The following is a 12,908-nucleotide window of genomic DNA, read 5'->3' as shown; positions in this document are numbered from 1 at the left end:
ATCGGGCGCAACGATCCCTGTCCCTGCGGCAGCGGCAAAAAATTCAAGAAATGCTGCCTGACATAGTACCCGGAATCATAGATCGGTATTGCAGCCCATCCTTCGAGACGGCCACTTCGTGGCCTCCTCAGGATGAGGTTTGACTTGTCAAAACATAACAACCTCATGCTGACGAGCGAGCGGAGCGAGCGTCTCGAAGCATGGGCAGCAAGCGACTCACGATCTCACATAGTCGGTAATGGGCTCATGGAATCGCCGCTGAGGGCGTGACGCCTATCGCCGGTCGGCAAAGTGCAACTTCCAGGCGCTAAGGCCTCACCACCGGAATCGGACTGGGCTGGCCGGCGACCCGAAAAATTGGCCGGGCGCGATCCCGGCTTCGATGACCTTTCCCGAACCGATCGATGACCGCCGCGACGGGTATCTCGGCTCGTTTCGCATTCCCTGATCGCGTTTCTTTGATCGCAGATTCATTTATTCAGGCCGCCGTGAGGTTGACTTTCGGTTTAGCCAACTTTAGTGAGTGACCACTTACTTATGTTGAGTGATTACTCACTGGATACCCATCGATGTCCGATACCCACGAGATTGCCCCGTCTGAGCCGGATCTTTTCCACGGCGCACGTGTCCGGATGAGCCGTCTCGGGCGCGAACGACACCCCAAATACGGCGATCGCGAAGGGCTGATCGTGGGCCGCGGCACTCCGAGCAGCTGGCGGGTCAAGTTCGACGACCGCGTTACCATCCAGGCGATCCACAGGGACTATCTCGAGCTGGCTGCTCCGCGGGCCGGCGCGGCGTCCCAAACCGCTCCTCGAGTCTTACCGCAATACGGTTCCCAAGACGCGACGCGTTCGTGAGCGGCGACGGGCAGCCTGAAATGGCCGTGCATCGCATCCGGCGCCGGTCGTCCGCCTCGCTGCTGATGGTTTCGGCGCTCGCCGTTTGGGTCGCCGGGTGCGCCTCGCTGCCGCGAACGCCCTATGGCGTTGCCGATGCGTCGTCCGCGCGCGTGCTCGATCTGACGGAGTTGCGGCGCTACGCCGACGAGCCGGCCTCCAGGTTCCGGCAGAACGGGCAGCAGGCCGTTTTGCGTGGGCCGCAAACCTACCTCGCGCTGTCGGGCGGCGGCGCCGACGGCGCCTATGGCGCCGGCGTTCTCAACGGCTGGACGGAGGCGGGCACACGCCCCTCATTCTCGATCGTATCGGGCGTCAGCACCGGCGCCTTGATCGCGCCGTTCGCGTTCCTCGGTGCCGGCCATGACGCGACATTGCGGGATCTCTACACCAGCGGCGTCGCCGAGAGCCTGCTCGACGCACCGAGCGCCTTCAACGCGATCTTCGGGGCGGGTCTGTTCGGCAACAAGAGGCTGCGCGAGCTGGTGGCCAAATACATCGATGTCGACTTCGTTGCTGCCGTCGCCGCCGAATACGCCAGGGGGCGGCTGCTGTTCATCGTCACGACCAATCTGGACTCGCAGCGCACCGCGATCTGGGACATGGGAAAGATCGCATCGCTGCGCACCCCCGAAGCGCTGAACCTGTTCAGGGACGTCGTCGCCGCATCCGCGAGTGTGCCGGTGGTGTTTCCGCCGATGCTGGTCACTGCCGAAGCCAACGGCAGGCAATTCCAGGAGATGCACGTCGATGGCGGCGTGACCGCGCCCGTCATGACCCTGCCGGAGGCATTCCTGCTGCGCGACGCCAGGCTGGCCAGGAGCGGCGACAAGGCCGGCGATCTGCAGCTCTACATCCTGATCAACAACAAGGTCGAGCCGGATTTTCAACTGGTCGCCAACAGCACGATCGAGATCGCGGCGCGATCCTCATCCACCATCACCAAGACGCAGACGCGTTCGATCCTCAACAGCACCTATGATTTCAGCCGCCGCAACAAATACGGCTTCAACCTGACCTACATCGAAGGACGCATTCCCGCGCCGCCAAGTTCGGGATTCGATACCGGCTATATGCGCGGGCTGTTTCAGTATGGCTATGAGCGGGCACGAAGCGGTCGCGCCTGGACGAAATCTCCGCCATCCAACGGGCCGAACCCGAATGACGGCTATCGTACTTTTTCTTTGCCGCAACCCGTCGCCGGTCACTGATCTGCAGGAAGAATCAACCAGGATGCCGGCGGTCAGGAAAACGATCATGCGCGTCAATAAACTTGCGAAGCTCCTCATCCGGTTATTGTTGCCCCTGATCCTGGCGATGGCGTCCGTGGCGGCCTTCGGTCGCGAGACGGCCGACCTCGCGCCAACGTCGGTCCCGCTATCCAGCGAGTCCGAAAGCGAAGCGATGCAGCGGGAAATCGAGGCCTTCGCCTATACCCAAATTTCCGCCCGGCGGGCGATTGCCATCGCCGAGCGGCGGGGCCCGGGCGCCAAGGTGGTCGATTTGAGTTTCGACGGATCGACCTCGCATCCGGCCTACGGGGTGAAGGTTCTTCTGAACGGCGAATTGTGGGAGGGGACGATCGATGCGTCGACCGGGATGTCAGTCGGCAGCGGGTCGACAACGCCCGTCTCCAGGTTGAGGCAGGAGAACCAGACCACGCTGGCCGCTTTCGCCGCCGCCGGCATCGATCTTTCCGAGACGATCGCCATTGCCGAACAATACGGCTCCGGCAAAGCGGTCAGCGCGGGACTGCAGCACGACGGCGCGAAGCTCGTCTTGCTGGTGGTGATCGTCTGCGACGGCTCGCTGAAGGAAATCGCGGTCGAGCCGCCGGCAAGACGAAGCCGCGGACGCAAGACATCGGTCCCCGAAAAGAAATGGAAACGACCTTCCGGTGGAATCTCGCGAGGAGCGTCCGCCTGATCCACTGTCCGGGGCTCGCGGGGCCATTGCGCGGGAAAGTCCCGCATTTGCCGTCTGGCGACCCGGTATGGCCGCCCCCAACCGCCAAAACCGGCCGTATTTCCTTGCTTCCCCCCAGAATCCCGCTATATAGCGGCCCATCTCACACGGAAGCATGGCTCAAAAGGCCGTCCGGTGGCAGCCGGGCCGCAAGGCTCGTTTGCTCACACGCTTCCGGAGGAACCAACCGGAGAATATCACGATGGCGCTACCCGATTTTTCTATGCGTCAGCTGCTTGAAGCTGGCGTTCACTTTGGCCACCAATCGCACCGCTGGAATCCGAAGATGGCGGATTACATTTTCGGTGCCCGCAACAACATCCACATCATCGATCTCGCCCAGACCGTGCCGTTGCTGCATCGCGCGCTCCAGGCGGTCAGCGATACCGTCGCCAAGGGCGGCCGTATCCTGTTCGTCGGCACCAAGCGGCAGGCCCAGGACGGCGTGGCCGAGGCCGCCAAGCGCTCGGCGCAGTATTTCGTCAATTCGCGCTGGCTCGGCGGCACGCTGACCAACTGGAAGACGATTTCCGGTTCGATCAAGCGGCTGCGGCATCTCGAGGAAGTGCTGAATTCGGGCGATGCCAACGCCTACACCAAGAAGGAACGTCTGACGCTGCAGCGCGAGCGCGACAAGCTCGACCGTTCGCTCGGCGGCATCAAGGACATGGGCGGTCTGCCCGACCTGATCTTCGTGATCGACACCAACAAGGAAGACATCGCGATCCAGGAAGCCCAGCGGCTCAACATTCCGGTCGCCGCGATCGTCGACACCAATTCCGACCCCAAGGGCATCACCTATGTGGTGCCGGGCAATGACGACGCCGGCCGCGCCATCACGCTGTATTGCGATCTGATCGCGCGCGCCGTGATCGACGGCATTTCGCGCGCGCAGGGCGATTCCGGCATGGACATCGGTGCTTCCGCGCAACCGATCCGCGAGGAAATTCCGGTGGCGCCGCAGCCCGCCGGCTTCCAGGGCCTGGCCGGCCCGCGCGGTACCGCCGACGACCTCAAGAAGCTCACCGGCGTGTCCGGCGCGATCGAGAAGAAGTTCAACGATCTCGGCATCTTCCATTACTGGCAGCTCGCCGAACTCGATCACGACACCGCGCATCACATCGGCGAAGAGGTCGGTCTTCCGTCCCGCGCCGATGGCTGGGTCGCCCAGGCCAAGGCGATGACCGCGGAAGCGGAATAACGCGAACAGGCGTGGCCGGAATTTCCCGGCCACCGCTCCGGTTCCTGATGCGACATTCCCTGGTGGTGGAAGGCGGCGAGGCGGCAACAGCCGCGCCGCGCTCATCCTGACAGGCAACAAGGACGTTCAACGATGGCAACGATTACTGCAGCGATGGTCAAGGACCTGCGCGAGACGACCGGCGTCGGCATGATGGATTGCAAGCAGGCGCTCGCCGAGAATGGCGGCGACATGGAAGCGGCGATCGACTGGCTGCGCAAGAAGGGCCTGTCGAAGGCCGCCAAGAAGTCCGGCCGCATTGCCGCGGAAGGCCTGATCGGCGCGCTGACGCACGGCACAAAAGGTGTCGTGGTGGAGGTCAATTCCGAGACCGACTTCGTCGCGCGCAACGAGCAGTTCCAGGGGCTGGTCAAGATGATCGCCCAGGTCGCGCTCAAGGTCGGCGGCGACGTCGAGAAGATCAAGGCCGCGCCGGTCGGCGACGTTACCGTCGAGCGCGCGATTCAGGATGCGATCGCCACCATCGGCGAGAACATGACGCTGCGGCGCGCGGCCATGCTGGAAGTCAGCCAGGGCGTGGTGTCGAGCTATGTGCACAACGCCGTGGTCGAAGGCGCCGGCAAGATGGGCGTGATCGTGGCGCTGGAATCCGCCGGCAAGGCCGATGAACTGGCCGCGCTCGCCCGCCAGATCGCGATGCATGTGGCCGCGACCAACCCGCAGGCGCTGGATTCGGCGGGGCTCGATCCCGCGGCCGTGACCCGCGAGAAGGACGTGCTGGCCGACAAATACCGTCAGCAGGGCAAGCCCGAGAACGTGATCGAGAAGATCGTCGAGTCCGGCCTGAAAACCTATTACAAGGAAGTCTGCCTGCTGGAGCAGGCCTTCATCCACGACAACGCCAAATCGGTCGCCCAGGCGGTGAAGGAAGCCGAGGGCAAGATCGGCGCGCCGGTGAAGATCACCGGATTTGTGCGCTATGCTCTGGGCGAGGGAATCGACAAGCAGGAATCCGATTTCGCGGCCGAGGTCGCGGCGGCCAGCGGCAAGAAGTAACCGCCGGATCAGGTCCTTCCGGCGCGGCTTCGCCGGCGGCGGCAAGCCTGCCCCAACAAGGCTGCCCCAACAAGGCTGCCCAACTAACGACCGGCCCAGAGGAAAGCGACGCGCAATGGCTGAGCCGGTGTATCGGCGGGTGGTGATCAAGCTCTCGGGCGAATATCTCGCCGGCGCGCATGCGTTCGGCCTCGATCAGCCGACCATCGACCGCATTGCCGGCGACCTTATCGCCGCCAAGCAGCTCGGCGTCGAAGTCGCCGTCGTCGTCGGGGGCGGCAACATGGTGCGCGGCGTCGAGGTATCCTCGCGCGGCGTGTCCCGTCCGACCGGCGACACCATGGGCATGCTCGCCACCGTGATGAATTGTCTGGCGCTGGAAGCCGCCATCGAGCGGCGTGGTACCCCGGCGCGGACCCTGTCGGCCTTCGTCATGCCGCAGGTCTGCGAGCTGTTCACCCGCAGTGCAGCGCACAAATATCTTGCCGAGGGCCGCATCGTGCTGCTCGGCGGCGGCACCGGCAACCCGTTCTTCACCACCGATACCACGGCGGTGCTGCGGGCGGCCGAGATCGGCGCCCAGGCGGTGCTGAAGGCCACCAATGTCGATGGCGTCTACTCGGCCGATCCCAAAAAGGACCCGACCGCCAAGAGGTTCGACCGTTTGACGCATTCACAGGCGATCGAAGGCGGCTACAAGGTGATGGACGCGACCGCTTTCGCACTTGCCCGCGAGACATCGCTGCCTATCATCGTGTTCTCGATCGCCGAACCGGATTCAATAGGCGCGATCCTGCGCGGGACCGGCCACGGCACCATCGTCGCCGGTTGACAGGCTGGCGACGCATCTGATGCGCGCGCGCCTGACGGCCCCGGCGATCAGTTTTCAGGAGGAGAGAGCGTTATGCCCACGGGTGGTTTCGACATCAACGATCTGAAGCGCCGCATGCAGGGCGCTACGGCGGCACTCAAGCATGAACTCGGGGGATTGCGCACCGGCCGCGCCGCCGCCTCGATGCTGGAGCCGGTACAGGTCGATGCCTACGGCACCCACATGCCGCTCAACCAGCTCGCCACCGTCAGCGTGCCCGAACCGCGGCTGCTCTCGGTGCAGGTCTGGGACAAGTCGATGGTCAAGGCGGTGGAGAAGGCGATCGTCGATTCCAATCTCGGTCTGAGCCCGGCGACCGAAGGCCAGGTGTTGCGCCTGCGAATTCCCGAACTCAACGAGGAACGCCGCAAGGAACTGGTCAAGGTCGCGCACAAATATGCCGAGGCGGCCAAGGTCGCGGTGCGCCATGTCCGCCGCGATGGGCTCGATACCGTCAAGAAGCTCGAGAAGAACCACGAAATTTCCGAGGACGATCAGGAGCGGCTGGCCAATGATGTGCAGAAGGCCACCGACGCGATGATTTCGGAGATCGATCAGTTGCTTGCGGCGAAGGAAAAGGAAATCCTCACCGTTTAACGCGCCAGGATCCGCCGATGTCGAACGCCGCCGCCCCAGCAACCGAAGCTCCGGATCCCTCCGGCGCGCCGCGGCATGTGGCGATCATCATGGACGGCAACGGACGCTGGGCGGCCGCCCGCGGCCTGCCGCGCGCCGAAGGCCATCGCCGCGGCGTCGAGGCGTTGCGGCGGGTGGTGCGCGCGGCCTACGAGCTCGGCATTGAGTATCTGACGATCTTTTCCTTCAGCTCGGAAAACTGGTCGCGTCCGGCCAGCGAAATCGGCGATCTCTTCGGTCTGCTGCGGCGCTTCATCCGCAACGACCTCGCGACATTGCACAGCGATGGCGTCCGGGTCCGGGTGATCGGCGAGCGCGACGGGCTGGAGCCGGATATCTGCGCGCTGCTGAACGAGGCGGAAGAGCTGACCAAGGGCAATACCAGGCTCAATCTCGTGGTCGCCTTCAACTACGGCTCGCGCCAGGAAATCGCCCACGCCGCCCAGCGGCTGGCGCGCGAGGTCGCCGAGGGCAAGCGTGACCCTTCCACGATCGATGCCGATACCCTCAGCCGCTACCTCGACGCGCCCGAAATTCCCGATCCCGACCTGATCATTCGCACCAGCGGCGAGCAGCGGCTCTCGAATTTCCTGATGTGGCAGGCCGCCTACAGCGAACTGGTGTTCGTGCCGATCCACTGGCCGGATTTCGACAAGGCGGCGCTCGAAGAGGCGATCGCCGAATATGCCAGGCGGGAGCGCCGTTTCGGCGGCCTGGCCGCGAAAACCGCCTCGTGACCGAGGGCGAGGCCGCACCGGCGGCCGATGCCGAAAAGGGGTCGCGCAACCTGATGATGCGCGTGCTCGCGGCATTGGTGCTCGCACCAGCCGCCATCGCCATCGCATATGCGGGCGGGTGGCTGTGGCTCGGCCTGGTCACGCTGGCCGCGATCGGCCTGTATGTCGAATGGCTCACGATCGTCGGCGCGCGCACGCCGCGGGTGATGGCCGCCGGCATCATGACGCTGGTGGGCGCCGCGATTTGGCTCGGCGTCGGGCGGATCGGGGCTACTTACGTCCTTGTCGTGCTCGGCGTGATCGTGGCTGCCTTGCTGTCACCCCATCGACGCGGGTGGGCCGCGCTTGGCGGTTGCTATGCCCTTGCGGCGCTGATCGCCTCGGTCATGCTGCGGCTCGATCCGGTCTGGGGCTTCACCGCGCTGATGTTCGTCCTTTTGATCGTCTGGGCATCCGATATCGGCGGCTATTTCGCCGGCCGCGGCATCGGCGGACCCAAGCTGTGGCCGCGGGTCAGCCCGAAGAAGACCTGGGCCGGCGCGATCGGCGGCTTTGCCCTGAGCCTGGCGGTCGCGGCCGGGTTCGCGGCCTTCGGTCTCGGCAGGGTCGGCCCGTTACTGCTGCTGGCCGCGGTTCTCTCGATCGCGTCGCAACTCGGCGATCTCTTTGAGTCCGCAGTGAAAAGGCGTTTCGGTGTCAAGGATTCCAGTCACATCATCCCCGGCCATGGCGGGCTGATGGACCGTCTCGACGGTTTCGTCGCCGCGGTCGTCCTGGCGGCGATTTTCGGTCTTTTGCGGGGCGGCGGCGATGGCGTCGGCCGCGGTCTTATGGTTTGGTGAAAATATGAGCGCTGTCCCGTTGCGTAACAATAAGGCCGCGGCATCCGCCGTGCGCTCCGTGACCGTGCTGGGCGCCACCGGCTCGATCGGCGACAGCACGATGGATTTGCTGCGCGCCTCGCGCGACCGCTATCAAATCGAGGCCCTGACCGCGAACACCAATGTCGAGGGGCTGGCGAAGCTCTCCCGCGAATTCGGCGCGCGCTTTGCCGCCGTGGCCGACCCCGATCGCCTCGGCGAGTTGAAGGACGCGCTGGCAGGTTCCGGCACTGAATGCGGCGCCGGCGAAAGCGCCATCATCGAAGCCGCGGCCCGTCCGGCCGACTGGGTCATGGCCGCGGTCAGTGGCGCGGCCGGATTGAAGCCGGCGCTGGCGGCCGTGGATCGGGGCGCGACGGTGGCGCTGGCCAACAAGGAATGCCTGGTTTGCGCCGGCGACTTCTTCATGCAGCGCGCGTTCAAGGCAGGGGCCTGCATCCTGCCGGCGGATTCCGAACATAACGCGCTGTTTCAGGCGCTGGCTTCCGGCAACCGCGAGGAACTGGTTCGCGTCATCATCACCGCTTCCGGCGGCCCGTTCCGGACCTGGGCCGTTGCCGACATCGAGCAGGCGACGCTGGCGCAGGCCCTGAAACATCCGAACTGGAGCATGGGGCAGAAGATCACCATCGATTCCGCGTCGATGATGAACAAGGGGCTCGAAGTGATCGAAGCCTCCTATCTGTTTGCGCTGACGCCGGACGAGATCGACGTTCTCGTGCACCCGCAGTCGATCATCCACGGCATGGTGGAGTTTTCCGACCGTTCCGTCGTGGCCCAGCTCGGCGCGCCCGACATGCGCACGCCGATCGCGCATTGCCTCGGATGGCCCGACCGGATCGTCGGACCCGCTGCCAAGCTCGATCTTGCCAAGATCGGACAACTGACCTTCGAGACGCCGGATTTCGACCGGTTCCCCGCGCTCCGGCTGGCCTATGATGCGCTGCGGACCGGGCGCGGCGCGACCACGGTCTACAATGCCGCCAACGAGGTCGCGGTGGCGGCGTTCATCGCCGGCAAGATCAAGTTCGGTGCGATCGCAAGGCTGGTCGAAGCAACCATGAACGACTGGGTTCGCTCCGGGAACCTGGCTCCGCTGAGTTCCGCGGACGACGCGATTTCCGTTGACCATAATGCCCGAAATAAAGCTGCCTCCCTCTTGCCTCAAATTGCCTTAAAGGCATCCTAGAGGGTTGGGGACAGGGCCTGCGGCCCTGCTTGAGGGGAATTGGATGTCCGAGTTTTTTCTGAATAGTTTCAATACGTTGAGCCATGGGTTCATCGGCTACATCATTCCCTTTTTATTCGTGCTCACGATCGTCGTTTTCTTCCATGAGCTCGGCCATTTTCTGGTGGCGCGCTGGAACGGCGTCAAGGTGCTGACGTTCTCGCTCGGGTTCGGACCGGAACTCGCCGGGTTCAACGACCGGCACGGTACCCGCTGGAAGATCTCGGCGATCCCGCTCGGCGGCTACGTGAAATTCTTCGGCGACGAAAGCGAGGCCTCGACGCCGTCGTCCGAAACGCTCTCCGCCATGACCGCCGACGAGCGCGCCGGCAGTTTTCACCACAAGAAGGTTGGCGCGCGCGCCGCGATCGTGGCGGCCGGTCCGATTGCCAATTTCCTGCTGGCGATCGTGATCTTCACCTGCCTGTTCACGTTCTTCGGCAAGCCGAGCACGACGGCGCGGGTCGACAAGGTTGAGGCGGGCAGTGCCGCGGACAAGGCCGGCTTCCAGGCCGGCGACATCGTGACTTCGATCGACGGCACTTCCATCGGAAGCTTTTCCGAGATGCAGCGCATCGTCGGCACGCGCGCCGGCGAGCAACTGACCTTCACGATCAAGCGCGGCGATTCCAGCCTGCAGATTCAGGGTACGCCGCAGCTTCGGGAGGTAAAGGATTCGTTCGGCAACGTTCACCGGCTCGGCGTGCTCGGCATCACCCGCTCGACCAATCCCGGCGACGTCGTGACCGAGCGGGTGGATCCCGCCACCGCGGCCTGGCTCGGCGTCAAGGAGACCTGGTTCGTGGTCGAGCGCACGATGTCCTATATCGGCGGCGTCTTCACCGGGCGCGAAGCGGCCGATCAGGTCGGCGGGCCGATCCGGATCGCGCAGATTTCGGGCCAGGTCGCCACCATCGGTGTCGCGGCCCTGGTGCATCTGGCCGCGGTGCTCTCGATTTCGATCGGACTGCTTAACCTGTTTCCGGTACCTTTGCTCGATGGTGGTCACCTTTTGTTCTACGCGGTGGAGGCCGTGCGCGGACGTCCGCTGTCGGAGCGGGCGCAGGAGATGGGATTCCGAATCGGACTTGGCCTGGTGCTGATGCTGATGGTGTTTGCGACCTATAACGACATTCTGCACCTGGCTTCATCCTGAGAAGGCTTTTTTGTGACGTGGCCAATAGGCAACGTATTGGAATGAAAATGAAATTGGACTGCGATAGGACGTTTGCCGCTTCGGCAAAATTGGATACAAGCGGGCAACAAATGGGAATCTGTTGGTTCGTGGGGGTGCGGACCAACCGTGGAATCACAAGGGCGCTTTGCGCATGAATGTTGGAATGCGAGTCCGGGGCGGCGTGTTGGCCACCCTGATCATGTTCGCGATGCCGGTCGCCGTCACGCTGGCCGCTGTGCTCGTGCCGTCTGCGGCCGTTGCCCAGACCGCGTCCTCGATCGTGGTGGAGGGAAACCGTCGCGTCGACGTGGAGACCATTCGCTCCTATTTCAAGCCGGGCCCCGGCGGTCGCCTCGATCAGGGACGAATCGATGACGGTCTGAAGACGCTGATCGAGACCGGCCTGTTCGAGGACGTGCGAATCAACCAGGCCGGCGGGCGTCTCGTCGTCACCGTGGTGGAAAATCCCGTCATCGGCCGCATTGCCTTCGAAGGTAACAAGAAGATCAAGGACGAGCAGATTTCGACGGAAATCCAGTCCAAGCCGCGCGGCACGCTGTCGCGTCCGATCGTGCAGTCCGACGCCCTGCGCATCGCCGAAATCTATCGCCGCTCCGGCCGCTACGACGTGCGCGTGGTTCCCGAGATCATCGAGCAGCCGAACAACCGCGTCGATCTGATTTTCACCGTGACCGAGGGCTCGAAGACCGGTGTCAGCTCGATCGAGTTCATCGGCAACAGGGCCTATTCGTCCTATCGCCTCAAGGACGTCATCAAGACCCGCGAATCGAACCTGCTGAGCTTCCTCGGCGGCGCCGACGTCTACGATCCGGACCGCGTCGAGGCCGACCGTGACCTGATCCGCCGCTTCTACCTGAAGAACGGTTATGCCGACATCCAGGTCGTCGCCGCGCTCACCGAATACGATCCGGGCCGCAAGGGCTTCCTGGTGACCTTCAAGATCGAGGAAGGCCATCAGTACCGGGTTGCCCAGGTCAATTTCGCCTCCAGCATCGGCACGCTGGACGGCAATACGCTGCGCAGCTTCTCGCGCGTCAATGTCGGTTCGCTCTACAATGCCGAGGCGCTGGAGAAATCCGTCGAGGAAATGCAGATCGAGGCCTCGCGGCGCGGTTACGCCTTTGCGATCGTGCGTCCGCGCGGCGACCGCAATTTCGAGGCGCATACCGTCTCGATCACCTTTGCCATCGACGAAGGCCCGCGAACCTATATCGAGCGCATCAATGTGCGCGGCAATACCCGCACCCGCGACTACGTGATCCGCCGCGAATTCGATCTGGCCGAAGGCGACGCCTACAACCGCGCGCTGGTCGATCGCGCCGAGCGCCGCCTGAAGAATCTCGACTTCTTCAAGACGGTGAAGATCACGAGCGAACCCGGGTCTTCCAGCGACCGCGTGATCCTCGTGGTCGATCTCGAGGAGAAATCGACCGGCGACTTCTCGGTGTCGGGCGGCTATTCGACCACCGACGGCGCGCTGGCCGAGGTCAGCATTTCCGAGCGTAACTTCCTCGGCCGCGGTCTCTACGCCAAGGCGTCGCTGACCTATGGCCAGTATGCGCGCGGCTATTCCCTGTCCTTCGTGGAGCCCTATTTGCTCGACTATCGGGTCGCGCTCGGGCTCGACCTGTTCCAGCGCGAACAGCTCGCCAACTCCTACATCTCGTACGGCACCAGCACCATCGGCTTCAGCCCGCGGCTTGGCTTCGCCCTGCGCGAAGATCTGTCGCTGCAGGTCCGCTATTCGATCTATCAGCAGAAGATATCGCTGCCGGATTACCTACGGAATTGTAACAACAACCAGTTCCTGGCCGACGGTGTGACGCCGAATCCGTCGTACAATCCGAGCCCGGCCTTTATGGCCAACGGCAACCCCGCCAGTGCGTTCAACACCTCGTCGCTTGGCTGCTACGTTGACGGCGAAGCCTCGCTGCCGGTCCGCAAGGAACTGCAGAACGGCAAGACGCTGACCTCGTCGATCGGCTATTCGCTGAACTACAATACGCTGGACAACAACAAGAACCCCACCAACGGCCTGCTGGTCGACTTCAAGCAGGACTTCGCCGGCGTCGGCGGCGACGTCAGCTATCTGAAGAGCGCGATCGACCTTAAGTACTACACGCCGCTGGTTGCCGACATCGTCGGGTTGATCCGCGGCCAGGCCGGCATGCTCAACCAGATCGGCAACAGCGAATTGCGGATGCTCGATCATTTCCAGATGGGTTCCAATCTGGTA

General features: G+C 63.8%; 13 protein-coding genes. All 13 read left to right on the top strand.

The genetic code is table 11. The features are described 5' to 3' along the window. Positions 1-66 carry an SEC-C metal-binding domain-containing protein gene (locus Q8R73_RS26070; RefSeq protein ID WP_371126120.1) on the top strand — a complete coding sequence of 22 codons (66 nt, stop codon included), beginning with the start codon at positions 1-3 and terminating at the stop codon, positions 64-66. A gap of 503 nt (positions 67-569) precedes the next feature. Beyond that, positions 570-860 (top strand): hypothetical protein, encoded by a 291-nt coding sequence (locus tag Q8R73_RS17630; RefSeq protein ID WP_305720832.1) that lies wholly within the window; start codon positions 570-572, stop codon positions 858-860. 20 nt (positions 861-880) lie between these two features. Then, positions 881-2,110 carry a patatin-like phospholipase family protein gene (locus tag Q8R73_RS17625; RefSeq protein ID WP_305720831.1) on the top strand — a complete coding sequence of 410 codons (1,230 nt, stop codon included), beginning with the start codon at positions 881-883 and terminating at the stop codon, positions 2,108-2,110. Next, positions 1,998-2,825 carry a PepSY domain-containing protein gene (locus tag Q8R73_RS17620; RefSeq protein WP_305720830.1) on the top strand — a complete coding sequence of 276 codons (828 nt, stop codon included), beginning with the start codon at positions 1,998-2,000 and terminating at the stop codon, positions 2,823-2,825. Before Q8R73_RS17625 ends, Q8R73_RS17620 begins: the two co-directional genes overlap by 113 nt. 241 nt (positions 2,826-3,066) lie before the next feature. Continuing rightward, positions 3,067-4,065, top strand: coding sequence for a 30S ribosomal protein S2 (locus Q8R73_RS17615; RefSeq protein ID WP_305720829.1), 999 nt, complete (start codon positions 3,067-3,069; stop codon positions 4,063-4,065). A 132-nt stretch (positions 4,066-4,197) separates the two neighbouring features. Next, on the top strand, positions 4,198-5,121 hold the full coding sequence (gene tsf, locus Q8R73_RS17610) for a translation elongation factor Ts (RefSeq protein WP_305720828.1): 924 nt from the start codon (positions 4,198-4,200) through the stop codon (positions 5,119-5,121). 115 nt (positions 5,122-5,236) lie between these two features. Further along, positions 5,237-5,953: a UMP kinase gene (pyrH, locus tag Q8R73_RS17605; protein WP_305720827.1), complete on the top strand. Its 717-nt coding sequence runs from the start codon at positions 5,237-5,239 to the stop codon at positions 5,951-5,953. A 72-nt stretch (positions 5,954-6,025) separates the two neighbouring features. Further along, positions 6,026-6,589, top strand: a complete 564-nt coding sequence (gene frr, locus Q8R73_RS17600; RefSeq protein WP_305720826.1) for a ribosome recycling factor — start codon at positions 6,026-6,028, stop codon at positions 6,587-6,589. 17 nt (positions 6,590-6,606) lie between these two features. Continuing rightward, positions 6,607-7,365 (top strand): isoprenyl transferase, encoded by a 759-nt coding sequence (locus tag Q8R73_RS17595; protein ID WP_305720825.1) that lies wholly within the window; start codon positions 6,607-6,609, stop codon positions 7,363-7,365. Then, on the top strand, positions 7,362-8,207 hold the full coding sequence (locus Q8R73_RS17590; RefSeq protein WP_305720824.1) for a phosphatidate cytidylyltransferase: 846 nt from the start codon (positions 7,362-7,364) through the stop codon (positions 8,205-8,207). The genes Q8R73_RS17595 and Q8R73_RS17590 overlap by 4 nt, the downstream gene beginning before the upstream one ends. A 4-nt stretch (positions 8,208-8,211) precedes the next feature. After that, on the top strand, positions 8,212-9,435 hold the full coding sequence (dxr, locus tag Q8R73_RS17585) for a 1-deoxy-D-xylulose-5-phosphate reductoisomerase (protein WP_305720823.1): 1,224 nt from the start codon (positions 8,212-8,214) through the stop codon (positions 9,433-9,435). A gap of 43 nt (positions 9,436-9,478) precedes the next feature. Next, complete coding sequence (gene rseP, locus Q8R73_RS17580; protein WP_305720822.1) at positions 9,479-10,630, top strand: RIP metalloprotease RseP; 1,152 nt, start codon at positions 9,479-9,481, stop codon at positions 10,628-10,630. A gap of 172 nt (positions 10,631-10,802) precedes the next feature. Further along, positions 10,803-12,908: outer membrane protein assembly factor BamA (gene bamA / locus Q8R73_RS17575; RefSeq protein WP_305720821.1), on the top strand; the 2,106-nt coding region annotated here is incomplete at its 3' end.

Source organism: Bradyrhizobium sp., from assembly GCF_030697065.1.
Taxonomy (GTDB): domain Bacteria; phylum Pseudomonadota; class Alphaproteobacteria; order Rhizobiales; family Xanthobacteraceae; genus Bradyrhizobium.
Note: the sequence above shows the minus strand (reverse complement) of the source record. Positions and strands in the feature narration are given on the sequence as shown.